At 62.4% G+C, this 23,862-nt stretch carries 21 protein-coding genes; 5 read left to right on the forward strand and 16 right to left on the reverse strand.

Features of this window, described 5'->3' with window-relative positions:
• Positions 1-20: 20 nt before the first annotated feature.
• Positions 21-353 carry an iron donor protein CyaY gene (gene cyaY / locus ASD58_RS26150; protein WP_057264685.1) on the reverse strand — a complete coding sequence of 111 codons (333 nt, stop codon included), beginning with the start codon at positions 351-353 and terminating at the stop codon, positions 21-23.
• 72 nt (positions 354-425) lie between these two features.
• On the opposite strand from cyaY, the gene ASD58_RS32970 reads away from it, so the two are divergent.
• Together ASD58_RS32970 and lysA are read left to right on the forward strand one after the other, a co-directional pair.
• Complete coding sequence (locus ASD58_RS32970) at positions 426-569, forward strand: lipoprotein (protein ID WP_082565690.1); 144 nt, start codon at positions 426-428, stop codon at positions 567-569.
• A gap of 4 nt (positions 570-573) precedes the next feature.
• Positions 574-1,842 carry a diaminopimelate decarboxylase gene (gene lysA / locus ASD58_RS26155; protein ID WP_057264687.1) on the forward strand — a complete coding sequence of 423 codons (1,269 nt, stop codon included), beginning with the start codon at positions 574-576 and terminating at the stop codon, positions 1,840-1,842.
• 127 nt (positions 1,843-1,969) lie between these two features.
• Here lysA and ASD58_RS26160 read toward each other — a convergent pair whose 3' ends face one another.
• From ASD58_RS26160 to ASD58_RS26185, 6 genes are all read right to left on the reverse strand, one after another.
• Positions 1,970-2,614, reverse strand: coding sequence for a sulfite oxidase heme-binding subunit YedZ (locus tag ASD58_RS26160; RefSeq protein ID WP_057264689.1), 645 nt, complete (start codon positions 2,612-2,614; stop codon positions 1,970-1,972).
• Positions 2,614-3,537: a protein-methionine-sulfoxide reductase catalytic subunit MsrP gene (gene msrP / locus ASD58_RS26165; protein WP_057264691.1), complete on the reverse strand. Its 924-nt coding sequence runs from the start codon at positions 3,535-3,537 to the stop codon at positions 2,614-2,616. The genes ASD58_RS26160 and msrP overlap by 1 nt, the downstream gene beginning before the upstream one ends.
• 69 nt (positions 3,538-3,606) lie before the next feature.
• Positions 3,607-3,966, reverse strand: a complete 360-nt coding sequence (locus ASD58_RS26170; protein ID WP_156401498.1) for a hypothetical protein — start codon at positions 3,964-3,966, stop codon at positions 3,607-3,609.
• 7 nt (positions 3,967-3,973) lie between these two features.
• On the reverse strand, positions 3,974-5,119 hold the full coding sequence (ccsB, locus tag ASD58_RS26175) for a c-type cytochrome biogenesis protein CcsB (RefSeq protein ID WP_057264694.1): 1,146 nt from the start codon (positions 5,117-5,119) through the stop codon (positions 3,974-3,976).
• Between the two features lie 28 nt (positions 5,120-5,147).
• On the reverse strand, positions 5,148-7,238 hold the full coding sequence (locus ASD58_RS26180) for a cytochrome c biogenesis protein ResB (RefSeq protein WP_057264696.1): 2,091 nt from the start codon (positions 7,236-7,238) through the stop codon (positions 5,148-5,150).
• Positions 7,239-7,345: 107 nt separating this feature from the next.
• Positions 7,346-8,011: a cytochrome c gene (locus ASD58_RS26185; RefSeq protein ID WP_057264698.1), complete on the reverse strand. Its 666-nt coding sequence runs from the start codon at positions 8,009-8,011 to the stop codon at positions 7,346-7,348.
• A 130-nt stretch (positions 8,012-8,141) separates the two neighbouring features.
• On the opposite strand from ASD58_RS26185, the gene yihA reads away from it, so the two are divergent.
• Both yihA and hemB read left to right on the forward strand, forming a co-directional pair.
• The gene (yihA, locus tag ASD58_RS26190) at positions 8,142-8,843 is read left to right on the forward strand and encodes a ribosome biogenesis GTP-binding protein YihA/YsxC (RefSeq protein WP_057264700.1); all 702 of its coding nucleotides are present in this window, start codon (positions 8,142-8,144) and stop codon (positions 8,841-8,843) included.
• On the forward strand, positions 8,840-9,838 hold the full coding sequence (hemB, locus tag ASD58_RS26195) for a porphobilinogen synthase (protein ID WP_057264702.1): 999 nt from the start codon (positions 8,840-8,842) through the stop codon (positions 9,836-9,838). Before yihA ends, hemB begins: the two co-directional genes overlap by 4 nt.
• A gap of 109 nt (positions 9,839-9,947) precedes the next feature.
• Here hemB and ASD58_RS26200 read toward each other — a convergent pair whose 3' ends face one another.
• The 8 genes from ASD58_RS26200 to ASD58_RS26235 form a co-directional block, all read right to left on the reverse strand.
• Positions 9,948-11,417, reverse strand: a complete 1,470-nt coding sequence (locus ASD58_RS26200; protein ID WP_057264704.1) for a sodium:solute symporter family protein — start codon at positions 11,415-11,417, stop codon at positions 9,948-9,950.
• Positions 11,418-11,530: 113 nt separating this feature from the next.
• Complete coding sequence (locus tag ASD58_RS26205) at positions 11,531-12,559, reverse strand: formylglycine-generating enzyme family protein (RefSeq protein WP_057264706.1); 1,029 nt, start codon at positions 12,557-12,559, stop codon at positions 11,531-11,533.
• Positions 12,560-12,615: 56 nt separating this feature from the next.
• Positions 12,616-13,788 carry an AraC family transcriptional regulator gene (locus ASD58_RS26210; RefSeq protein WP_057264708.1) on the reverse strand — a complete coding sequence of 391 codons (1,173 nt, stop codon included), beginning with the start codon at positions 13,786-13,788 and terminating at the stop codon, positions 12,616-12,618.
• 3 nt (positions 13,789-13,791) lie between these two features.
• Positions 13,792-14,691, reverse strand: coding sequence for a cell envelope integrity protein TolA (locus tag ASD58_RS26215; protein ID WP_082565691.1), 900 nt, complete (start codon positions 14,689-14,691; stop codon positions 13,792-13,794).
• Positions 14,692-14,785: 94 nt separating this feature from the next.
• On the reverse strand, positions 14,786-17,923 hold the full coding sequence (locus ASD58_RS26220) for an efflux RND transporter permease subunit (RefSeq protein ID WP_057264712.1): 3,138 nt from the start codon (positions 17,921-17,923) through the stop codon (positions 14,786-14,788).
• On the reverse strand, positions 17,920-19,107 hold the full coding sequence (locus tag ASD58_RS26225) for an efflux RND transporter periplasmic adaptor subunit (protein ID WP_057264714.1): 1,188 nt from the start codon (positions 19,105-19,107) through the stop codon (positions 17,920-17,922). Before ASD58_RS26225 ends, ASD58_RS26220 begins: the two co-directional genes overlap by 4 nt.
• A gap of 11 nt (positions 19,108-19,118) precedes the next feature.
• Positions 19,119-20,489, reverse strand: coding sequence for an ATP-binding protein (locus ASD58_RS26230; protein WP_057264717.1), 1,371 nt, complete (start codon positions 20,487-20,489; stop codon positions 19,119-19,121).
• The gene (locus ASD58_RS26235) at positions 20,489-21,211 is read right to left on the reverse strand and encodes a response regulator (RefSeq protein ID WP_057264719.1); all 723 of its coding nucleotides are present in this window, start codon (positions 21,209-21,211) and stop codon (positions 20,489-20,491) included. Before ASD58_RS26235 ends, ASD58_RS26230 begins: the two co-directional genes overlap by 1 nt.
• A 237-nt stretch (positions 21,212-21,448) precedes the next feature.
• On the opposite strand from ASD58_RS26235, the gene ASD58_RS31720 reads away from it, so the two are divergent.
• Positions 21,449-21,925, forward strand: a complete 477-nt coding sequence (locus ASD58_RS31720) for a Spy/CpxP family protein refolding chaperone (RefSeq protein WP_057264722.1) — start codon at positions 21,449-21,451, stop codon at positions 21,923-21,925.
• A 25-nt stretch (positions 21,926-21,950) separates the two neighbouring features.
• On the opposite strand, the gene dsbD is transcribed toward ASD58_RS31720, so the two are convergent.
• The gene (dsbD, locus tag ASD58_RS26245; RefSeq protein ID WP_057264724.1) at positions 21,951-23,816 is read right to left on the reverse strand and encodes a protein-disulfide reductase DsbD; all 1,866 of its coding nucleotides are present in this window, start codon (positions 23,814-23,816) and stop codon (positions 21,951-21,953) included.
• Positions 23,817-23,862 lie beyond the last annotated feature (46 nt).

The following is a 23,862-nucleotide window of genomic DNA, read 5'->3' on the forward strand; positions in this document are numbered from 1 at the left end:
CGGCTGCCGCAGGCCTGGTTTTAAGGCGCCACCACCACCGGCGCCCCACCCTGCTCCGTCACAATCTCCGACAGCGCCGCAAACAACTCCGTCCCGCGGCGCGTATCCGTCCACTTGCCGTCCACCTGGCGATAATGGAAGCCGCCCGACCTCGCCGCCACCCACAGCTCCTGCATCGGCGCCTGCGAGTTGATGATCACCTTAGATCCGTTGCCAACGAACTCGATTTCCAGCACATTCCCGCTGCGGCTGCACTCCACGTCCACCATATCCTGCTCGCACAGGCGGTCCAGGGAAGCCTCGATCGCATCGAGGGTTGCTTCGGCCAGGTCCAAAAATTCCGATTCGGTCATGCTACACTCCAAGATTCCTATCAAGCCCCTATTTTAATCGTGAAGTCCCCAATCGCACTTGCTGTCCTTACAATGGCAGCCCTGTTGGCCGGATGCGGCCAAACCGGCCCACTCTACATGCCAAAGCGTCCCGCCAAGCCCGCCGCCGAGGCAAGACCGGGCGTGGCGCCACCGGAGGCTCCGGTTCCGTCCACACCACCAGCATCCCAACAGTAACCCTATGTCCCACTTCGAATACCAGAACGGCGTGCTGCACGCCGAAGGCGTCGCGCTCGATTCCATCGCGGAACAGTACGGCACCCCGGCCTACGTCTACTCCAAATCCCAGCTCACCGAAAACTTCGACGCCTACGCCAATGCCTGCGCCGGCCGCGATGCGCTGGTGTGCTATGCGATGAAGGCCAACTCCAACCTCGCGATCCTCGACCTGCTGGCCCGCCGCGGCGCCGGCTTCGACATCGTGTCCGGCGGTGAACTGCTGCGCGTGATTGCCGCCGGCGGCGACCCGAAGAAGGTGATCTTCTCCGGCGTCGGCAAAAGCGTGGAAGAAATGCGTCTGGCGCTGCAACACGACATCCTGTGCTTCAACGTCGAATCGATCCCCGAATTGCACCGCCTGAATGAAGTGGCAGGCAGCATGGGCAAGAAAGCGCGCATTTCGCTGCGCGTAAATCCGAACGTGGACGCCAAGACCCACCCCTACATCGCCACCGGCCTGAAAGCCAACAAGTTCGGCGTGGCTTTCGACGACGCGCTGGAAACCTATCGCACCGCCGCCAGGCTGCCGCACCTGGACGTGTCGGGCATCGACTGCCACATCGGCTCCCAACTGCTGGATGACGCGCCGCTGCTGGAAGCGCTGGACAAGCTGATTGAACTGATCGACGCCCTGGGCGCGGAAGGCATCCACCTGCACCACCTGGACATCGGCGGCGGCCTCGGCATCGACTACGGCGACGGCGCACCGGTGCCGGTGGGCGACTACCTGGCGCGCCTGTTCAAGCGCATCGACGCCTGGCGCGCCGAAAAGCACGGCGGCGCACCGATCAAGGTGATCTTCGAGCCAGGCCGCTCCATCGTCGGCAATGCCGGCGTGCTGCTGACCCGCGTGGAATTCATCAAGCACGGCGAAGAGAAGAACTTCTGCATCGTCGACGCCGCCATGAACGATATGGCGCGCCCTGCGATGTACCAGGCCTGGATGGACATGCAGCCGGTGGTTCGCACCGAAGCCGTTGCCGCCATGTTCGACGTGGTCGGCCCGATCTGCGAATCCGGCGACTGGCTGGCCCGCGACCGCGAGCTGGGCGTCGATGCCGGCGACCTGCTGGTGATGAAGACCGCCGGCGCCTACGGCATGACGATGGCCTCCAACTACAACACCCGCGGCCGCGCCGTGGAGCTGATCGTCGACGGCGGCAAAGTCCATGTCGTGCGCCAGCGCGAAAATCCGGCCGACCTGTTCGCGCTGGAATCGGTGATCCGCTAGAAACCGGTAAACCCGGGTCCGGCCCGAGGGGTCAGACCCACTCTATGCAGCAGCCCTTGGCAGGGTTGTGCGCCTTTGACTTTCGACGAAGATCAACAACACACAACCAGCTTCGCCATCCGTAAGATCATCGGGGGTCTGACCCTTGGGTCAGCCCCCGGGTTACCGGTTTTCCAGCACGCGCCCACCAGGCGCGCATCCCCAGCAACACCAGCACGATCAGCCCAAACAGGATCGGCTTATTGAAGTCGTGCTTGCCCGCCCGCATCCACCAGAAGTGCAGGATGCCAAGTGGCGCGATCACGTACACCAGCTTATGCAGCATCTGCCAGCGCTTGCCGCCCAGGCGACGCACCATGCCGTTGGTGCTGGTCACGGCCAGCGGCACCAGTAGCACGAAGGCGGTAAAGCCGACGGTAATGAACGGTCGCTTGACGACATCCTTCAGCATCTCCTGCACGTCGAAGAAGTGATCGAACCACAGGAAGGTGGTGAAGTGCAGCAGCGCGTAAAAGAATGCGTACAAGCCCATCATGCGGCGCAACTTGAGCAGCCAGTTCCAGCCGGATAAGCGGCGCAGCGGCGTGACGGCCAGTGTGATGCACAGGAAGTACAAGGTCCACGAGCCGGTATTGCGTGTGATGTATTGCAGCGGCTCGACCAGCTGGTCGGTCGCAACCAGGTAAACCAGGGCGAAGAACGGCACCAGCGCCAGCATGAAGGCGATGCTTTTGATTGCCGTCAGCTGGCGTGGTGTTGGAGTAAAGGCCATCAGTAGAACTTCTTCAAATCCATGCCGGTGTACAGCGATGCCACTTCGGGATAGCCGTTGAACATCAGCGTCTTGCGCTTCTTGGTGAAGAAGCCGTCTTCTCCGATACGGCGCTCGCTCGCTTGCGACCAGCGCGGGTGGTCGACTTCCGGATTCACGTTCGAGTAGAAGCCGTATTCATTCGGCGCCGACTTGTTCCAGGAGGTACGCGGCATGTCGCGCACGAAGCGGATCTTCACGATCGACTTGGCGGATTTGAAGCCGTACTTCCACGGCACCACCATGCGTACCGGCGCGCCGTTCTGGTTCGGCAGCACGTCGCCATACATGCCCAGCGTAAGCAGCGCCAGCGGGTGGTTGGCTTCGTCGATGCGCAAACCTTCGACATAAGGCCAGTCCAGCACGCGGCTGCGCACGCCCGGCATCTGCTGATGATCGGCCAGGGTAACGAATTCGACGAACTTGGCATTGCCGGTCGGCTCGACCTTCTTGATCAATTCGGAGAAGGAATAACCGACCCACGGGATCACCATCGACCAGCCTTCCACACAACGCAGGCGGTAAATGCGCTCTTCCAGCGGCGCCAGCTTGAGCAGGCTGTCGATGTCCAGCGTCATCGGCTTTTTGACTTCGCCCTCGATCTGCACCGTCCAGGGACGCGTGCGCAGCGTGTGTGCATTCTCCGCCGGGTCGGACTTGTCGGTGCCGAACTCGTAGAAGTTGTTGTAGCTGGTGGCGTCCTTGCGCGAGGTCTGCTTTTCCATCACGGCGAAGGCGGGATTCGGGCGCGCGGACAATTTGGCGCCGCCCTGCGCGAAAGCCAGTTCGGGCCCAAGGATGGCGCCCGCGGCTGCCAGCTTGATGAATTTTCGGCGCGATTCGAACACTTCGCGCGGCGTGATTTCGGATGGAAGGATCAACATGGCAGCTCCAGGAACGGTGCGTGGTAATAGCTAAACCTTACACCAGAATCCCGTCCCGCCAATTAGAACTTACTTAGGGCGGCCAGCAAGGCGCGCATCAAAGTAGCGCTGCAAGAGCCGCCATGCCGCGCCCAGCAGGACGGTCAGCAAGCAAGCGCCCGCAAAGCAGACATGCAACACATAGCAGAGCAATCTGGCCTCGCCGGGATGGCCTTGCCAGCCGATTGCCACCGCATCGGCCAGCAAGAGCAGGAACGACAGAAGCAGGATGCCCGACTGCAGTGCACGGGCGCCGCGAACAGCCAGTATGGCTAGAGGTGGAGCCAGGAAGGGGCTCCATGCGAGGATTTGCTTGCCGCCCGGCTCCAGGGCCAGCACCATCCACCCGCTGAGAATGGATAGTGCCAGGCCAAGCAGGACGCGCCCCATGCCCTGCTTACAGCTTGCCGTAGGAGTGCAGGCCCGAGAGGAACATGTTCACGCCCAGGAAAGCAAAGGTGGTGACCAGCAGGCCGACCAGGGCCCACCATGCCGCAGGGCGGCCGCGCAGGCCCGACATCAGGCGCATGTGCAGCCAGGCCGCATAATTCAGCCAGACGATGAGCGCCCAGGTTTCCTTCGGATCCCAGGACCAGTAGCCGCCCCAGGCTTCCGCCGCCCACAGTGCGCCGAGGATGGTGGCGATGGTGAAGAAGGCGAAACCGATCGAAATCGCCTTGTACATCACGTCATCCAGCACTTCCAGCGAAGGCAGGCGGTCTTCCAGCATGCCGTGCGACTTGAGCAGGTAGGCCGAGGCCACCATCGCCGCCAGCGCGAACGTGCCGTAACCGATGAAGTTGGCCGGTACGTGGATCTTCATCCACCAGCTTTGCAGCGCCGGTACCAGCGGCTGGATCTCCGAAGCGCCGCGCGCCACGGTGTACCACAGCAGGAAGCCGACCGCGGCGGAAATCACCAGCAGCACGAAGGGGCCCAGGGCGCGGGTCTTGTAGTGCGCTTCATAGTACTGGTAGAACATCGCCGTGATCAGCGAGAACAGGATGAACACTTCGTACAGGTTGGAAATCGGGATGTGGCCGACGTCGGAGCCGATCAGGTAGGACTCGTACCAGCGCACCAGCATGCCGGTCACACCCAGCACGATGCCGGCCCAGCACAGCCTGGAGCCGATCGCGCCGCCGAAATCGGAACGCGCCACCAGCCCGACCCAGTAGAACAGGGTGGACAGGACGAACATCGTGCTCATCCACAGGATGGCCGACTGGCTCGACAGCATGTACTTGAGGAAGAAGCGCTGGTCCGCCGCAGCCAGCTCGCCGCCGTACAGGCTGACCGCCCACAGCGCCAGCGCAAACGACAGCGGCATCAGCCAGCGCACGGGCTTCCAGTACCAGCCCAGGGCAGAGAATACGGGGGCCGACGCCAGCAGGATGCCCTTCTCATAGATATCCATGTAGGCGCCAAAACGGTTGAAGGCGTACAGCGCGCCGGCGAACAGCACCAGGGCAAACAGCCAGTCGAACGCATTCAGGCGCTTGAAATAGCCGGGTTGCTGGGTATAAGTTTGTATTGCTTCCATTTGCGATTCTCCAAAACTTGGCAACAGCTTACGCCGATTGCGGAAGTTTTTCCTTGAGTTCCTTAAATTCCTGTTCGAAGTCCAGCGTCTTGCGCTGGGTACTCATGGCCATCAGGGCCTCGGTACCGCCTTCGCCATCCTTGATCCAGACCCAGACGCGGCGTTCGCGAATATAGAACATCGAGAACACGCCCAGCACCAGCAGCACGCAGCCGAGGTACACAATGGTCTTGCCCGGCGAACGGGTGACCTGGAACACGGAGGCCTTGATCTCGGTGAATTCATCGAGCTGCAGGTAGACCGGGGCGCCGTAGAAGAAGCTGTCCGACAGCGCGTTGGTGGCCAGCTGCAGGAAACGGCCATGGATTTCGTCCGCCGCGGCGGCCGGCTTGCCGTCCTGGGCGCGGGCGGCCTGCCACAATTCCCACATCGAGCCATTCAGAATCTTCAGGAAGATTTCGGCAGCCTTGGTCTGCTCGGCTTGCGGCACCTTCTCCAGGAAGCGGCTGATGGCGAAGAAGCCGGCGCCATTGGTATCGCCGGCAAAGATCTCCAGGCCCTTCAGGGCGGAGGCTTCCAGCTGGCCGCGCAGGGTATCGCCCGCCTTCGATTGCGGCATGGCGCGCGCCGCGTAGCTGGCAGCGGCTTTCTGGCGCAGGGCCGGGTCTTGCAGGGCGGCGCGCAGACGCATCCACTCGCGCACGCTGTGTTCGTCGTCAGCAGGAATGCGCAGGTAGCTGAACGGGTCGGACGGGTTGGCGCGCACGCCGGCCAGGAACACGGTATCGCCTTCGATGGTCACCGGCTGCATGTAGTTCTGGTATTCGCGCGCCTGGCCGGTCTTGTCGCGCAGCTTGTACTGCACGGAAGGGCCGACGTTTTTCAGGTCCTTGTTGTGGGCTGTCTTGGCGGCCGAGCCCAACTGCTTGTCCAGGCTGCGCGAGAAGGACTCGTTCAGGCTCTCGCCCTTGGTGACGGCGCGCGCGTCCTGGCCGCTGATGTTTTCCACATTGAAGGGACGGAAATCGCTCCATTCCACCGTGTATTCGTCGTTCAGCTTGGTGGTGCCGTTGACCTCTCCGTCCAGGCCGAAGGTGGTGGTGGCGCTGCCCTTCATCGGGTAGCCAAGCAGCTTCAGCTTGCTGCCGCCGTCTTCGAAGGACGACTGGTAGATCGCCACGCCTTCAAAGATCAGCGGCTTGTTGACTTCGACCACCGCGTCGACGGTCTTGCCGCTGTCGTTGGAACGCACGGTCACATGGCTGGCAAACAACTTGGGCATGCCAGTGCTATAGAAATCGATGTCGAATTTCTTGAGCTGGATGGTGAACGGCAAATCCTGCAGCAGCACGCCATCCGGGCGCGGCAGGATGGCCGTATTGCCGGCCGTGCCTTCCGGCAGCGCGATATTGCCGCGGTAAGTTGGATTATGCACGCCCAGGCGGTGTTGGGCCGGGATATCAGCGATCAGGCCAGTGCCGCCGAAAGCGGTCTTGCCGAACATCCATTGCTGGAAGCGGATCGGCAGGTCGGAGTCGAGCATGCCGCCAATCAGGATGATGACGATGGCGCTGTGAGCGAAGATGTAGCCGAACTTGTTGCCTGCGCCGCGCTTGGCCGAGACCAGGATGGCGCCGTCTTTCTCGATGACCTTGGTGCCGTAGCCGGCATGGCCCAGGCGCTGGGCAGTCTGGCCCGCCAGCTGTTCGCGCGACAGCGGCGACTCCCAGTGCGCCTTGTGGTGGAAATTGTTGAGCGAAGCTTCGCGTACCTTCTCGCGCCAGCTACGCATATCCTTCAGCATCTTCGGCGTGTTGTGCACAATGCACAGGGTGGTCGACACCACCAGCAAGCCGCACATCGACACGAACCACCACGACGAGTAAATCGCGTACAGCCCCAGCTTATTGAACACTTCGAACCAGAACGGGCCGAACTGGTTGATGTAGTTCGGCATCGGCTGGCTTTGCTGCACGATGGTGCCGATGATCGCGGCGAAGATGATCACCACGAACAGCGCGATCGCAAACCGCATCGAGGACAGCAGCTCAACCGTCTCTGCCAGGGGGCCGCGCCGGTTGCGCAGCTGGATTCCGGAGGTGCTTGGGGTGTCGCTCATTGCTGCTCAGGGAAAAAATCAGGAGGATACGCAAAAAAAGGGCAGCCTGCTTGCGCGGCCGCCCTTTTCATGTCCAGAACCGCCCTGCATTGGGCGGCGCATTGCAATTACTTCAAGCCGGCCATGTAGTCGGCAACCGCTTCGATTTCCTTGTCGGACATGCGGTAAGCGATGGCTTGCATTTCAGGGCTGGACTTGCGGGTGCCGGCCTTGAAAGCTTTCAGGGTGGCAGCGGTGTAGTCCTGGTGCTGGCCGCCTACGCGCGGGTACATGGCTGGCATGCCGCCGCCGGCTGGACCGTGGCAGGAAGCGCAGGCCGGAACGCGGTTTTCAGCGATGCCGCCGCGGTAGATCTTCTTGCCCAGTTCGACGGTGTCCTTGTTCTTGGCAGCGCCGGCCTTGCTTGGCTCGGTTGCCAGGTAGGCAGCAACGTTCTTCTTCTCTTCGTCGGTCAGTGCCTTGGCGAAGGCGGTCATCACGGTGCCTGGGCGGGCATCGCCGCTGAAGGCCACCAGTTGCTTGTAGACGTAGGTTTCGCCCTGGCCGCCCAGCTTCGGATTGACGGTGATGGTCGAGGCACCCTTGGCGCCGTGGCAGGATACGCAGGCTGGAATGCCGCGTGCGTTGTCACCTTCAGCGTACAGGGTCGCACCTTTGGCTGGATCAACCTTGGCTGCTGCCGGGGCATGCGCTTCATTAGCGGAGGCCACGCCGGAAACGGCCAGCATTGCGACGAACAAGGATTTTACAAATGGCGAAAACGCACGATTCATTCAGACACCTTGGGACAGAAGTAAATAATGAGTAGTATAAGAATTGGCCAATATAGCATGGCAACAATTCGTAACCCCTTATTGTACAATAGCTTTCCTGCACTTTTGCCCTCTTTTTGTTGCTTTCCCCATGTCCAAACTCTGGCAAGCCCGTTTTTTCACTACCGTTAACCATCTGCGCGACCTGCCGCGCACGACGGTGCCAGAGATCGCCTTTGCGGGCCGTTCCAATGCTGGCAAGTCGACCGCAATCAACATCCTGTGCAACCAGAAGGGCCTGGCTTTCGCCTCAAAAACCCCGGGCCGCACGCAGCACATCAACTTCTTCTCGGTCGGCGGCGCCCACGTCGCCATGCACCGCCATGACCCGGTCAAGATGGAGGAGGTCCAGTGCCTGATCGCCGACTTGCCAGGCTATGGCTATGCGGAAGTGTCGGGCGACGCCAAGAACCACTGGCAGCGCCTGCTGGGCGACTATGTGCAGCAGCGCGAGCAACTGGCAGCCCTGGTGCTGATGATGGACGCCCGCCGCCCGTTCACCGAGCTGGACGTGCAAATGATCGAATGGTTCGCCCCGACCGGCAAGCCGATCCACTGCATCCTGACCAAGGCCGACAAGCTGAACCGCAACGAGTCCATCAATGTGCTGCGCCAGGCCAAGGCCAAGCTCGACAGCTACGTCGATGAAGACGGCGAAGGCTTCCCCTTCACCGTGCAACTGTTTTCCGCGCTGAAGCGCATCGGCATCGAGGAAGCGACGGCCAGGATCGAAGAGCTGGCCGGCCTCGCCGACGACGACCAAGCGCCCATTCCTGATGAAAGCGAAGAATGATCACTCCTGATTTTCCAGCCATCCGCATGCGCCGCATGCGCCGCGACCCGTTTTCGCGCGCCCTGATGCGCGAGAACACCGTCACCGTGGACGACCTGATCTACCCGGTCTTCGTGGTGGAAGGCGCCAACCGCCGCGAAGCGGTGACCACCATGCCGGGCGTGGACCGCATCTCGATCGACAACCTGTTGAAGGTGGCCGAGGAATGCGTGAAGCTGGGCATCCCGGTGCTGTCGCTGTTCCCGAATATCGACCCGTCGCTGAAAACCAATGACGGGGTGGAAGCCACCAACCCGGAAGGCCTGATCCCGCGCGCCGTGCGCGAGCTGAAGAAGAACTTCCCCGAGCTGGGCATCATGACCGACGTGGCGCTGGACCCGTACACCAGCCACGGCCAGGACGGCACCGTCGATGAAAAAGGTTCGATCCTGAACGACGAGACCACCGAAATGCTGGTGCGCCAGGCGCTGACCCAGGCCGAAGCCGGCGTCGACATCGTCGGTCCTTCCGACATGATGGACGGCCGCATCGGCGTGATGCGCAAGGCGCTGGAAGACAAGGGCCTGATCCACACCCGCATCATGGCCTACTCGGCAAAATACGCCTCGGCCTTCTACGGACCGTTCCGCGATGCGGTCGGTTCCGCAGCGGCGCTGGGCAAGGCCGACAAGTTCACCTACCAGATGGATCCGGCCAACACCGACGAAGCCCTGCGCGAAGTGGCGCTGGATATCGCTGAAGGCGCCGACATGGTGATGGTCAAGCCGGGCATGCCTTACCTGGACATCGTGCGCCGCGTGAAAGATGAATTCAAGGTGCCGACCTACGCCTACCAGGTGTCGGGCGAATACGCGATGTTGAAGGCCGCCGCGCTGAACGGCTGGCTCGATCACGACAAGGTGATGATGGAATCGATGATGGCCTTCAAGCGCGCCGGCGCCGACGGCGTCCTGACCTATTTCGCGCTCGATATCGCGCGCAAGCTTAAGGGTTAAAACCGGGAGATGCGACGGCCGCGTGGATGGTTGTGCTAAACACAACCATCCCTGCGGCCGTTGTACCGTTGGGGGTCTGACCCTGCGGGTCAGACCCCGGTTTACCGGTTCAAGCGTTCAAGCCTTTGACGTGCTGCACACCTTCCTGGCGGTCCTGCAGGAACTGCGGCATCAGCGAGCCCACGATCATCCCAACGAAGGCCATCGCCAGGCCGGCCAGCTGGCCCGGGAATTTCGCGGCCAGCGCTTCGCCGCCGATCTGCGGGAAGAACACCAGCCAGGTCACAATCCCAAACACCAGCGACAAGATCGCACCTTGCGTGGTGGCGCGCTTCCAGTACAGGCCCATCACCAGCGGCACAAAGGCAGCCACCAGGGGCACCTGGTATGCCGAGGACACCAGCTCATAAATCGAAGTGCCGCGCATGGCAATCGCATAGGCCAGCACCGACGCTGCGAAGGCCACGATAGTGGCGCGCATCGCGAACAGTTGCTGCTTGTCGCCCATGCCCGGACGCAGGTTTTTCAGGATGTTTTCCACGAAGCTGGTCGACGGCGCCAGCAGCGTCGCCGAGGAAGTCGACTTGATCGCCGACAGCAGCGCGCCGAAGAACAGGATCTGCATCACCAGCGGCATCTTGGTCAGCACGAAGGTCGGCAGCAGGCGCTGGTAGTCGTTCTTGGCCATTTCCAGGCCGTGGTCGCCCAGCACGATGATGGCGCAGGAGACGATGAACATCGGCACCGCGGCAAACAGGATGTAGCTGGCGCCGCCGATGATCGCACCGGTGCGCGCGGTCGGCGCGTTCTTGGCCGACATCACGCGCTGGAACACGTCCTGCTGCGGGATCGAACCGAGCATCATGGTCACGGCCGAGCCGACGAAGAAGGCGATATCGGTGAACTGCGCCGGCGGCAGGAAGTTGCCCAGGTCCTTGCTGGCAACCAGGTCGACTACTTTGCCAGCTCCACCCGCCAGGTCGGCCGAGAAGAAGGCAATCACGGACAGGCCCACCACCAGCACGATCATCTGGATGAAGTCAGTCCAGGCCACGGCCAGGAAGCCGCCGATCACCACATAAATCAGCACTGCCAGGGTGCCGACGATCATGCCCATGGTTTCCGACATGGCGCCATTGGTCAGCACCGAGAACACCAGGCCCAGCGCGGTGATCTGTGCCGCTACCCAGCCCAGGTAGGAAACGATGATGGCTACCGAGCAGAACACTTCGATGCCCTTGCCGAAGCGCTGGCGGTAAAAATCGCCGATGGTCAGCAGGTTGAGCTTGTACAGGCGGGCAGCGAAGAACATGCCGACCAGGATCAGGCAGGTGCCGGCACCAAACGGATCTTCCACGATGGCGTTCAGGCCGCCCTGCACAAACTTGGCAGGAATGCCCATCACGGTTTCCGCGCCAAACCAGGTCGCGAAAGTTGTCGTAACCACCATGATCAGCGGCAGGCTGCGGCCGGCCACCGCGAAGTCGGTCGTATTCTTGATGCGGGTACCGGCCCACACGCCGAGGCCCAGCGTACCCAGCAGGTACAGGACGACAAAGGAAATCAGGGTGATGTTCATCGCGGCGGAAACTCCGGCTCCAATCGGCAAATTTCGCGATTATAGCTGCAAGAACTTCGGCTGAATCAAGAAATTGGCGCTTTTTACACATCACCCTGACAATCTACAACACCTTAGCGGCCAGCAGTCCTCCGCGCCCCGGCGGCGCGCGCTTGCGCCAGTTCCCGCTCAAAGGCAACGGCGCTGGAAGCGGCCGCCTGCTGGCCATCCAGGGCCAGGCGAAAGCCCTCGCCCAGGCTGCTCCGGTTGTCCGGGCTGGCATGGCCGCGCAGCGAGAGCGACAGCTGCGGCAGGTTGGCGCCATAGGAAGCGCCGCGGGTAATCTGCATGCGCTCTTCGCCATCCTTGCACTGGCTGGTCCAGGCCGAGCCATCTGCCGGTGCGCCCTGGTAATCATTGTGCTGGCAATCCTCAACGTATTCGGCAACATTGCCCAGCATATCGAACAGGCCGAAGGCATTGGGCAGGTAGGAGCCGACCACCGCCGTGTAGGGCGCCTGGTCGTCGCACGAGGGCAGCTTGCGTTCCCAGCCCAGGTCACGGGCAAAGGCTAGCTGGCCGCTGACATCGAAGCCATTGCCATGGCGGCACATGCTGTCCGGCTTGCCGTCACCCGGGTAATCCCCGGTGGCGCCGGCACGGGCGGCATACTCCCATTCCGCCTCGCTCGGCAGACGGTAATGCTTGCCGGTGGCCTTGGACAGCCATTGAGCGTAGGCCTGGGCATCCTGCCAACTGACGCACATGACGGGGTGATAGTCGGACGGCGCATACTGTGGGCTGCTCCAGAGTCCGGGCGCCGGGGTAAGCGGCGCATCCGGGAAGGCCCCGGTGCCCGGCTTGACCCATTTCCAGCATTCCCCCGGCGCACTGCCGGCCTGGTGACCGGTCGCCTCGACAAACTGGCGGAACTGCTTGACCGTCACTTCATATTTGGAAAGCTGGAAGGATTTGACGCTGACCTGGTGTTGCGGGGCAGCGGAAATCATCTGGCCGTCGGAAGCTGGCGACTGCGGGTCGCCCATCAGGAATTTGCCGGCCGGGATCGTCGCCATTGGCGGTTCGATCGGTTTGGCCGCCATGGCGGCGGCGTGCGATAGCAGGGCCAGGGCGGCCAGGCTGGTGCGGCTGATAAGTCTCATGCATTCCTCGTCTATAGATGATCCAACTCTACGGTTGGAATGCAGGCACTATCGGCTCAGGCGCGCTGTCTGTCGTCCGCGCCGATCGGCGCGGACAGGCTGGCGACTTGCTTGCGCCATTGCGAAGGCGGGGTTCCCGTCACTTTCTTAAACGCGGCATTGAAAGTGGAGCGGCTGTTGAAACCGGCCGCCAGCGACAGGTCAAGCAAGGATGCGCCGTGCCGCGCCGGGTCGCCCATCATGCGCTGCACGGCGGCCACGCGCCAGCCATTGATGTAGTCGTAAAACGTGACGCCTTCCACCTCGTTCAGGTACTGCGACAGCAGTTGCGGCGAAGTGCCGACGCGGCCGGCCAGCTCGGCCAGCGACAGGTCTGGCTCGCGATAGTCGTGTTGCGTGTCCGCCCGCTTGCGCAGGCGGCGGCCAATTTCCTTGGCTGCGGCAGCGGTCATGCCGGAGCGGGCATACTTGCCGTCCGCAGGCGGCTCGGGCTCCGGTTCCGGTTCCGGCGCTGTTTCCGCTGCCGGCACCGGGCGCAGCGGGCGCGAATGCACGGCCTGCTGCCAGTCCGGCACGAAGACTGGCACATGGCGCATGCCGAACCAGCCCGCAAAACAGAGTACGGCAAGCCGCCCCAGCAGCAACAGGACGTCCCATGCCCCGCCAAGCAAGGTGGCAGGGAACCACACCACCAGCAGCACCATCAGGGCCGCAGTCAGGTGGTTGAGCCAATGCAGGTCGCGCCGGCGCATGGACGAAAAGTTCTGCCGCACGGCATGGTGATACTGGCGCAAGCGCCGCAGCACTGCCAGGCCATAGGCCAGCGTCAGCAACTGCAAAGACAGCACGGCGCCAAGGAACAGCCAGCCCGGCGCGACGCCAGCGCGCAGCAAGCCGATCACGGCGAGCCACAATGGCAGCGGCAGCAGGTGCCATGCCTGGCGCCGGCCAGCGCCAAGGCCGGTCATCCTGCGGCTGTAGCAATAGAAGGAAGCTCCCAGGCAAGCCAGCGGCAAATCGAACAGGCCCCAAATAACAGGAAACTGGCGATAGATGCCGGCGCTATAACAGAAGTCCGCCAGCGCCAGCGAGGCAAAGCTGGCAACAAAGAGAGCCAGCCAGGCGTTGGCGGGGCGCCGCCTGGCCATGGCCAGCAGCGGCGCCGCGAGGAACAGGCCGAGCCCGGCGGTGCACAGTTCCAGGCTGGTCGCGATCGGCGACGCTACCATCGATCAGCGCAACTTCCCGTAATTCGGCCAGAACTCGAGCAGCAGGAACGCTTGCAGCTCTTTCTCGTCTTCCTTGCGTGCGCTCATCGGCACGTTGCGGCCAAGGCGATGCGATTCCCAGACGAAGTCGCCCGGCTTCTCCTTGCGGATCATCTCGATCATCTTCTTGACGATTGCCGTTTCGATATCTTTTTCCGAGCCCTGGTCGACGTGGACCTGCTGCTGCCAGGTGCGCTTGAAGTTGGTGCTGAAGCCACGGAACTTGATATCGGCGCCATTGAAGGTCTGGTTGACGATCTGGAACACGCCGCCAGTATCGTTGCGCTCGCCATTGGCGTTACGGCCCTGGGCGCCCATGATATTGGCCAGGGCGCGTGCCTTGCCGGTGGCGCCGGCATCGTCCTCCTGCGCCGGCTGCTGCGAATCGCCCTGGCGCGCGCGGCGGCGCTGCTCGATCAGGGCTGCCATGTCCGGCACGGTATCCGGCACCGGCGTCAGCTTGGCCTGCTCTGGCGGCACGATTTTTTCCTGCGGCTTGATGACCTCGGTGATTGCATTCTTGTTCGGCGGCAGGTAGGCACGCGACGAACGCGGGGTTTCCTTGGACGGCTTCGCCTTGGGCTGCGATTTGGGTTTCGGCTGCGGCGCCGGCTTGCCCGGGGTGATATAGACCATTTCACCGGCCTTGGAAGGCGGCGTAATGTCGATCTTGTCCTTGGGCTTGATGAAATAGATCAGCACTACCAGCAAGTGCAGGCCGATGGTAAAGGCCATACCCCAGCGGTTGGGCTTGCTCGCACCATACTCGAGCACCTTGTCCTGCGGCCACGGCTGGCCGCAGGTCGGGCAATGATGCCCGTCGTGGGCCGCTAGTTCGGCGTGAGAGTGGGTGTACTGGTGCAAGATATTGGCTTTTTACTGAAGATGCTGGGGTGGAAGCTTACCGACTTTCGCCCTTGACGAATGTTACAGGTTGTAAGCGCCGCCCCGCATATTATCAGTGTTTGGCCGCTTTAAAGGCCCGCAGCTCGACCGGCTGCACCACTTCCGTTGCAGATCCGTCATCCATGTCTTCATCCTTCATCGGGCCGCTGCCGGAGTATTTGTCCAGGAACAGGTAAATCACCGGCGTGATGTACAGCGTGATGACCTGCGAGAAGATCAGGCCGCCGATCACGGCCAGGCCCAGCGGCTGGCGCAGTTCGGCGCCGGCGCCCAGGCCAAGCGCGATCGGCAAGGCGCCCATCAGGGCGGCCAGCGTGGTCATCATGATCGGGCGGAAACGCAGGATGCAGGCCTCGCGGATCGCATCGATCGGCGCCTTGCCCTCTTCCCGCTGCGCCACCAGGGCGAAGTCGATCATCATGATGGCGTTCTTCTTCACGATACCGATCAGCATCAGGATGCCGATGATGGCGATCATGGTCAGGTCCATCTTGAAGATCCACAGCGTCAGCAAGGCGCCCACGGCAGCGGACGGCAGGCCGGCCAGGATGGTCAGCGGGTGGATATAACTTTCGTACAGCACACCCAGCAGCACATAGATCACGCCCAGCGCCGCCACGATCAGGATCAGCTGGCTGCCCTGCGAATCCTTGAACACCGCCGCATCGCCGCCATAGCTGGTGATGATCGAGGCCGGCAAGCCCATCTGCATGCCCATTTTTTCAATCTTGGCGGTGGCATTGCCCAGCGGGACATCCGGTGCCAGGTTGAAGGAAATCGTGATCGCCTGCAGCTGGCCCTGGTGGTTGACCGAGGTCGGCCCCACGGTGCGCTCCACGGTGGCAAAACTCGATAGCTGCACCAGTTGGCCGCTGCTGTTGCGCACCGACAGCTTGGTCAGCGAGTCGTCGAACTGGCGGTCTTCGGTCGCCGCTTCCAGGATCACGAAGTAGCTTGCGGCCGAGGAGTAGATGGTCGACACCTGGCGCTCACCGAACGCCAGGTACAGCGCGGTGCGCACGTCGGCCAGCTTGACGCCCAGCATGTTGGCCTTGTCGCGGTCGATCTTCAGTTGCGCCTGCAGACCCTTGTTTTGCGAATCGCTGGTCACGTCGCGGAAATCGGTGTCGCCTCGCATCTGGTCCAGGAACTTGGCGGCCCAGTCATTCAGCGCATCCGGGCTGACCGACTGCAGCGTGTACTGGTAGCGGCTCTTCGATGGCCGGCCGCCGAGCTGCAGGTTCTGCACCGGGCTCAGGTAGACCTGGATGCCGGCTATCTTCTTCGTTGCCTTGCGCAGGCCGTCCAGCACTTCAGTCATTTTCTGGCGTTCCCCGCGCGGCTTCAGCACGATGAACATGCGGCCAGTATTGCCGCCACTGGTAAAGGACGTCACATCCTTGATGTTCGGGTCGGCCTGGATCGCCGCTGCCACCTTCTCCTGCAGCTCCAGCATGGCGGAGGTCGAGATATCTTCCGAAGCTTCCGTATTGACGCGAATTTGGCCCAGGTCTTCCTCGGGGAAGAAGCCTTTCGGGATTGCGATGTACAGCCAGGCCGTCAGCGCGAAGGTACCGACGGCAATGCCGAGCACCACGAAGCGATGGTGCAGGGCCAGGTCCAGCGTGCGCGCATAGCCATCGCGTGTGGCGTGGAAGGCGCGCTCGAAGTGGCGGCCGATGAAAGTATGGTCGCCCGAGGTCTCATGCGAATCGGCCGGCATGAAGCGCGAAGCCAGCATCGGCACCAGCGTCAGCGACACGATCGCCGATACCAGCACGGACAGGCCCACCACCACCGCGAATTCGTGGAACATCAGACCCATTACGCCCGGCATGAAGAAGATCGGGATGAACACGGCCACCAGCGAAACCGAAATCGAGATGATGGTGAAGCCCATCTCTTTCGAGCCGATGAGGGCTGCCTGCAAGGGCTTCTTGCCCAGCTCGATGTGCCGCACGATGTTTTCCAGCACTACGATCGCATCGTCGACCACCAGGCCGACCGCCAGCGTGATACCGAGCAGGGACACGTTGTCCAGGCTGTAGCCCAGCGCATACAGCAGCGACAGCGCGCCGAGCAGCGAGATCGGCATCGTGATCGCAGGAATGAAGGTGGCGGCCAGGCGGCGCAGGAACAGGAAGATCACCAGCACCACCAGCACCACGGTCAGCGCCAGCGTCAGGTTGACGTCGTGGATTGCTTCGCGGATCGACACCGAGCGGTCGTTGACCAGGTTGATCGACACCGATTCCGGCAGCTGGGCACGGAAGCGCGGCAGCAGCTTGCGTACTGCGTCGACCACCTGCACAGTGTTGGCATCCGGCTGGCGTTGCACCAGCAGCACGATGGCGCGCTCGCCGTTATAGCTGCCGGCCGCCTTGATCGACTGGTAGCTGTCCTCCACCGTCGCCACTTCCTTCAGGCGCACCGGCTGGCCATTGCGGGTGGCGATGATCAGCTCGGAGAAATCTGCCGCGCGCATCAGCTGGGCGTTGCCCTGGATGGTCAGGGTCTGGCTCGGCCCGTCGATGGTACCAAGCGGGGTGTTGGCGTTGGCGGCCTTGATGGCAGCCTGCAGCTCGTCCAGCGTCAGGTTGCGCGAGTTCATCAGGTCCGGCTTGGCGCGCACGCGCACGGCGAAACGCTTCTGGCCATTGACCGACACCTGGGCTACGCCCGGCAGGGTGGACAGGTTGGGCGCCACCAGGTTTTCCGCGTAATCGTTCAGCTCGGACAGGCTCAGCGATGGCGAGGTCATGGTGGCAAACAGCACCGGCGCGTCGGCCGGGTTGACCTTGCGGTAGGACGGCAAGTCCGTCATTTCCTGCGGCAGCGAACGCTGGGCGCGCAACAGCGCGGCCTGCACGTCAACCGCGGCTTCATTGACGTTGATCGATGGATCGAATTCCAGCGTCAGCGAGGTATTGCCGAGCGTGCTGGTGGAAGTGATCATCGACAGGCCGCCGATGGTCGAGAATTGCTTTTCCAGCGGCAGCGCAACCGACGACGCCATCGTTTCCGGCGAGGCGCCCGGCAAATCGGCGCTGACATTGATGACCGGGGTGTTATAGCTCGGCAGTGCAGCGACGGGGATGTGCGAATATGCCAGCACACCCGCCAGGATCAGGCTCAGCGAGAGCAGCACCACCATGACGGGGCGCCGGATACTCAGCTCGGAAAGGTTCATTCGGACTTGCCTTTCTTGTTGCCCTTGCCATTCTGCGCAACGGCGGGTTCGGCAATGCGGACTTTGCCGCCCGGACGCAGGTTCTGCTTGCCTTCCACAATGATCTGCTCATCGCCGTTCAGGCCGGTGACTGCGGCCAATGCGCCGAAGCCGTGGACGCGTTGGACGTTGACGACCTTGGCGGTCTGGTCAGGCGCAACAGCGTACACAAAAGTACCTTTGGTATTGGTAATAATAGCGTTCTGAGGAACAACCAGGGCGTCTTTCAGCGTGGCGACCGTCAGCCTGGTGTTGACGTACTGGCCCGGCCACAGGCGCGTATCGGCATTGTCGAACACGGCCTTGACGCGGATCACGCCGGCCACCGGGTCGACCGTATTGTCGACAAAGCTGAGCTGGCCGTTGATCGGCTTAGCGGAATTGTTCTGGAACGCTTGCACCGCCACCTTGCCGGCGCGCTGCGCATCGAGCAGCGCCGCCAGGCTCGATTCCGGCACGGTGAAGGCGACGTTGATCGGGTTGAGCTGGGTCACCGTGGTCAGCGACGTGCTGAGCTGCACCAGGCTGCCCGGGTAGACGTTGATGGCGCCGACGCGGCCGCTCAGCGGCGAACGGATCTGCGTAAAGCTCTGGTCGACCTTGCTGGCCCGGGCCACGGCGACATCGGCTTCCAGCGCGGCGCGACTCGAGTCCACCTGGCTCTTCAGGGTGTCGACTGCACTTTGGGCCAGGAAGTTCTGCGTGCGCAGTTCTTGCGCGCGCTTGTACTGCCGTTCCAGGTCGGCCAGGGTGGCACGGTCTTTCGCCACTTGCGCGTCGGCCTTTTCCACATTGGCTGCTTCGGTGCGCGCGTCGAGCGAGAACATCAGCTCGCCCTGCTTCACGAACTGGCCTTCCTTCACATGCACTTTGACAATGGTGCTGGTGGTTTGCGGATGCAGGTCGACCGTCGAAATCGGGCTGACGGTGCCGTTGGCCGACAGCGCCACCGGCACGTCCTGGCGCAGCGGGGCCACCACGTTGACCGTGGTCGGCCCTTGCTCACCCTTGCCCTTGCCGCCACCGCCGCCATTGCCTTGCGCTTGCCCAGCGCCCTGCTCTGCCGGGCCTTTGCCCGCAAACCAGGCGCCGCCGCCGATTGCCACGGCAAGGCCCACCACTACTGCCAAAGTTTTCTTCTTCATGAGAGGTCCAGCTACTTTCCTGCATAAAATTCGGGGAACACCAGGGTGGCTTCCAGGCCGCCGCTCGCGTGGTTGGCCAGGCTCAGGCTGGCACCATGCTGTTCAGCGATATTGCGCGCAATCGTCAGGCCGAGGCCGGTGCCGCCCGAAGAACGGTTACGCGAAGTTTCAAGGCGGTAGAACGGTTCGAACACCTGCGCCAGTTGGCCGGCCGGGATGCCGGGGCCTTCGTCGCGGATGCGCACGCGCGAAGCGCCGGCCTCGCGCTCGACTGTCACGTGGGCACGCTGGCCGTATTTGACGGCGTTATCGATCAGGTTCACCAGGCAGCGGCGGATGTCGAGCGGGCGGCCCATCAAGTCCATGGCGGCGCGGCCCTTCAATTCCACTTCCTGGCCGGCGTCGGCGGCATCGGCGCATACACTGTCGAGCAAGGCGTCGAGGTCGACACGCTGCATCACTTCGGTGGTATCCATGCTGCGCGCCAGGTCCAGGCCTTCCTTGACCATTTGCTGCATGGCCGACAAGTCTTCCAGCAGCTTGCCCTGCAGCTCAGGGTCCTGCACTTTTTCCAGGCGCAGGCGCATGCGGGTCAGCGGGGTCTGCAGGTCATGCGTGATGGCGGCCAGCATTTCGGTGCGCTGCGCGATATGCTGGCGAATGCGTGCCTGCATGGCATTGAAAGCGGCCGAGGCGGTACGGATCTCGGTTGCGCCGCTCAGGTCGATCGGCGCGTGGTTGATGTCGTTCCCCAGGTTCTTGGCAGCATCGGCCAGTTTATTCAGCGGGCCCATCGTCATGCGGGCCACCAGGTAGGCCAGCACGGCAATACTGAGCAGGAAGGGGACAAAAGCAGCATATTCATTTTTGCCGGTCGGCGCCGGTTGGCGCGGCGGCAGGATGGACAATTTCAGGTGCTGGCCGTCGGGCATGGTGACCGCCAGCGATTCGCAAGTGCCGCGCCAGGTGCCGGTGCCGGCGCCGAACACGGAAAAAGCCGTGTAGGCAGGCGTTGGGCGTTCGCAGGCGTCCGGGCGGTCAAGCAGCGATTGCAAGGTGTATTCCTTGCCGAGGCGGTTGGCCAGGGTGGCGCCGAATTCGCTCATCTCCGGGTTGATGCCGCTCAGGTCGTTCAAAACCTCAAGCTTGATGGCGCCCATGCTGGCCACGCGCAGGTACTGGTTGCGCGATTCCGGCAGCACCACCACGGCAGTCGAAATGATTTGTTCGGCACGCTCCAGGGCGAAATAGTCGCGATAGCGCTGCAGCGTGCGCTGGCGTTCATTGACCGCCAGGTATTGGGTCAGCGCGGCAGAGGCAATGATGCCCAGCATCAGGACCAGGAACACGCGGCCCGTCATGCCCCTGAAAAACGCTTTCATCAGTCAGGCTCCACCGCCACCGTACCCGCCAGCACGTAGCCGCCGTTGCGGACTGTCTTGATGATCTGCGGCAGGCGGGCATCTTCGCCCAGCTTCTGGCGCAGGCGGCTGATCTGGATGTCGATCGAGCGGTCGAACGGGTCGGCATCGCGGCCCTGGGTCAGGTTCAGCAGCTGGTCGCGGTTCAGGACGCGGTTCGGGTGCTCGAGGAAGACCTTGAGCAGGCGGAACTCAGCGCCAGACAGCATGATGACCGTGCCTTGTGGGTTGACCAGGTGGCGCGCCGTCAGGTCCAGCACCCAGTTCGAGAAGCGGATGCGGCTGGCCTTTTCGACGCCGCTGGCGGCGGTGCTGGTGCTCCGGCGCAGCACGCTGCGGATGCGGGCCAGCAGCTCGCGCGGCTCGAATGGTTTGGGCAGGTAGTCGTCGGCGCCCATTTCCAGCCCCAGGATGCGGTCCAGCGGTTCGCTGCGGGCGGTCAGCATGATCACCGGCAGGGTCGAATGGGCGCGCAGCTTGCGGCACAGCGTCAGGCCGTCCTCGCCGGGCAGGTTCAGGTCCAGCACGATCAGGTCGGGCTTGGTGTTGTCGAGCTGCTTCCACATGGCGGCGCCGTCGCTGGCGCCATGGGTACGGTAACCGTTGGTTTCCAGATAATCCTGCAACAGGGTGCGGATATCGCGGTCGTCGTCGACGATAAGGATGGTGGCGGCATTTTCCATGCCTACAATTATCCCTTGATACGACTAGGCAGGGGAATCAGTTTGTATCGCCAAGTGTATACCGGGCCGGGTTACACATTGCGTTACAAACTCGTTTTGCCCGGGACTCAGCGGTCAAGCAACATCTGGATACAAAGTGTTTGCTCCGGGACACTTGGCGGAAACAGGAAAACGGGAAGATGCTTTCCATGTGCAGTGCGAGTGCACATTTTCATAAATTTATTTCTGAAGGGATTAATGATGAAAACCTTGCATAAAGCATTCGTCATCGGCGCAGCAGTGATTGGTTTTGGCGCGGCGGCTTTGCCGGCCATGGCAGAAGAAGCTCCACAGCATCAATATGCGGCAACCAAATTCGACCCGGTCAAAATGCAGGAGCGCATGGACGCGCATGCCAAGCGCATGCACGATACGCTGAAAATTACGCCAGCCCAGGAAGGCGCATGGCAGGCCTATTTGTCGGCGCTGAAATCGAATATGCCGCAGCACGGCCAGTTCGACCGCGCTTCGTTCAAGAATATGCCGGCGCCGGAGCGCATGGAAAAGCGGATTGAAATGCAGAAGACCCATCTGGCCCGCATGGAAAGCAACCTGGCGGCGACAAAAACTTTCTACGCCACGCTGACGCCTGAACAGCAAAAGGTGTTTGACGAAAAGGCCGGCCATTTCGGCCATCGCCAGCATTCGCGCATGATGCGCCATCACGGCGAATAAGAAAGGGCGCCGCGGCGCCCTTTTTTTATGGATTCAGCTTTTGCAGGGATCGCAGGAATTTCCCGGTATCCTGGAATCCAATTACCCGCGAATCGGGAATTTCCTGGCCCGCGGCATTAAACATGATAATGCCCGGCGGGCCAAATAAGGTGAAGCGCTGCAGCATGGCCTTATCGGCCTCGTTATTCTCCGTGACGTCGATCTGCAGCAGGATCGTATCGGCCAGTCTTTGTTGAATGGCCGGGTCGATAAAGGTCAGCTTTTCCATTTCCTTGCATGACACGCACCAGTCGGCATAAAAGTCCAGGATCACGGTTTTGCCGCCGGTTTGCGCCAGCATCTGGTCCAGGTCCGCTACCGTCTTGATGCGGGTGAATTGCAGATGGCGGTCGGCGCGGCCGGCCAGCCTTTCGATCGGGTGCAAGGGATCGGCGCTACCCGTCGCCAGCCCCGCAACCTGGATCAGGCCGAAGGCTGCAAAGAAGGCTGCAATGACTTTCGGCAGCCATTTGCCGCGTTCATGGGTCAGCAGGAAGAATGCATAGCCCACGCCCAGGATTGCCCAGCCAATCATTTGCACCTTGCCTGGCAATACCGGCGCTACCAGCCACAATGCCATCGCCAGCATCAGCACGCCAAAGAAGCGTTTCACGGCCTGCATCCAGATGCCGGCACGCGGCACCAGGGCGCCGGCCGAAATGCCGACCAGCAGCAGCGGAATGCTCATGCCCAGCGCCATCGAGAACAGTGCGCTGCCGCCAACCAGAACATCGCGGGTCTGGCTGATGTACACCAGCGCGCCAGCCAACGGAGCGGCGACGCAAGGACCGACAATCAGGGCCGAGATGGCGCCCATGGCAAACACGCCTGCCAGCTTGCCGCCGGACTGGCGGTTCGATGCCCCCGCCAAGCGCGATTGCATCGATGCCGGGACTTGCAAGTCATACACGCCAAACATGGAGAGCGCCATGACTGCCATGCCTAAGCCGAAGAAGCCCAGCACCCACGGGTTTTGCAGCGCTGCCGACAGGCCCTGGCCGATCAGGCCGGCCGCAACGCCAAGCGCGGTGTACACGATCGCCATGCCGAGCGAATAACTGACCGACAGCACGAAACCGCGCGAGCGATTACCGGAGGAGCCGTCGCCAACGATGATCGACGACAGGATCGGGACCATTGGCAGCACGCACGGCGTGAAGGCCAGGCCCAGGCCAAGCAGGATAAACAGCGGCGCGATCACCAGCAGGCTGCCGCCTTTCAGGGCCGACTCAATCTTGCCCATTTCGCTGTCGCTGGAGGCGGCTGGCGCCACTGGGGCGGTGGTGGCAACTGGCGCCACCGGCGTATCCACGCCCGCTGCTGCCGGCGCGCCCGGCACGCTCTGCTGGACGCTGGCGGCGCCCTGCCTGGCACCGATGCCGAACACGCCGCCGCCATTTGCCGCGCTGCTGCCGCCCACCACCATCAGGCGCGCCGACGATTCCATCGGCGAATAGCACAAGCCTTTTTCCGAGCAGCCCTGACTGGTAGCCTTCAGGGTGAATGGCCCCGGCGCCTCCACCGGGATCACGATCGTCACCTGGTGGCGATAAGTCTCCACGTTCTTGGCAAAGGTTTCATCGTATTTGACCTTGCCCGGCGGGATTTGCGGTTCGCCCAACGTTGCGCCGTCGGCAACGAACTTGAAGCGTTCGCGGTACATGTAATAGCCATCGGCGATCTCGTAAGTCACTGCGATGGCCTTGCCCTCCACCACTTTGGCGGAAAACTTGAATGCGACTTGCGGATCGAGGAATTCTTCGTCGGCCCGCGCCGCGCCGGCAAACAGGAGAACAAAGAGCGAGAGCGCGGCGAGTAGCCACGCCTTGAATAAGGACGCTTGTTGGTGCATGGTCTTGGGCGGTGAATCGATCGGCACGCCAATCTTACACCGGGCG

Origin of the sequence: Duganella sp. Root1480D1 (genome assembly GCF_001427305.1) — a bacterium.
Classification (GTDB): Bacteria; Pseudomonadota; Gammaproteobacteria; order Burkholderiales; family Burkholderiaceae_D; genus Rugamonas.

Coding starts and splice junctions, on each gene's coding strand:
- ASD58_RS26205 (WP_057264706.1), bottom strand. CDS start 12,559: ATGAGACTTATCAGCCGCACCAGCCTGGCCGCCCTGGCCCTGCTATCG.
- hemB (WP_057264702.1), top strand. CDS start 8,840: ATGATCACTCCTGATTTTCCAGCCATCCGCATGCGCCGCATGCGCCGC.
- dsbD (WP_057264724.1), bottom strand. CDS start 23,816: ATGCACCAACAAGCGTCCTTATTCAAGGCGTGGCTACTCGCCGCGCTC.
- yihA (WP_057264700.1), top strand. CDS start 8,142: ATGTCCAAACTCTGGCAAGCCCGTTTTTTCACTACCGTTAACCATCTG.
- msrP (WP_057264691.1), bottom strand. CDS start 3,537: ATGTTGATCCTTCCATCCGAAATCACGCCGCGCGAAGTGTTCGAATCG.
- ASD58_RS26210 (WP_057264708.1), bottom strand. CDS start 13,788: ATGGTAGCGTCGCCGATCGCGACCAGCCTGGAACTGTGCACCGCCGGG.
- ASD58_RS31720 (WP_057264722.1), top strand. CDS start 21,449: ATGATGAAAACCTTGCATAAAGCATTCGTCATCGGCGCAGCAGTGATT.
- ASD58_RS26200 (WP_057264704.1), bottom strand. CDS start 11,417: ATGAACATCACCCTGATTTCCTTTGTCGTCCTGTACCTGCTGGGTACG.
- lysA (WP_057264687.1), top strand. CDS start 574: ATGTCCCACTTCGAATACCAGAACGGCGTGCTGCACGCCGAAGGCGTC.
- ASD58_RS26225 (WP_057264714.1), bottom strand. CDS start 19,107: ATGAAGAAGAAAACTTTGGCAGTAGTGGTGGGCCTTGCCGTGGCAATC.
- ASD58_RS26185 (WP_057264698.1), bottom strand. CDS start 8,011: ATGAATCGTGCGTTTTCGCCATTTGTAAAATCCTTGTTCGTCGCAATG.
- ASD58_RS26160 (WP_057264689.1), bottom strand. CDS start 2,614: ATGGCCTTTACTCCAACACCACGCCAGCTGACGGCAATCAAAAGCATC.
- ASD58_RS26170 (WP_156401498.1), bottom strand. CDS start 3,966: ATGGGGCGCGTCCTGCTTGGCCTGGCACTATCCATTCTCAGCGGGTGG.
- ASD58_RS26230 (WP_057264717.1), bottom strand. CDS start 20,489: ATGAAAGCGTTTTTCAGGGGCATGACGGGCCGCGTGTTCCTGGTCCTG.
- ASD58_RS26180 (WP_057264696.1), bottom strand. CDS start 7,238: ATGAGCGACACCCCAAGCACCTCCGGAATCCAGCTGCGCAACCGGCGC.
- cyaY (WP_057264685.1), bottom strand. CDS start 353: ATGACCGAATCGGAATTTTTGGACCTGGCCGAAGCAACCCTCGATGCG.
- ASD58_RS32970 (WP_082565690.1), top strand. CDS start 426: ATGGCAGCCCTGTTGGCCGGATGCGGCCAAACCGGCCCACTCTACATG.
- ASD58_RS26235 (WP_057264719.1), bottom strand. CDS start 21,211: ATGGAAAATGCCGCCACCATCCTTATCGTCGACGACGACCGCGATATC.
- ASD58_RS26220 (WP_057264712.1), bottom strand. CDS start 17,923: ATGAACCTTTCCGAGCTGAGTATCCGGCGCCCCGTCATGGTGGTGCTG.
- ccsB (WP_057264694.1), bottom strand. CDS start 5,119: ATGGAAGCAATACAAACTTATACCCAGCAACCCGGCTATTTCAAGCGC.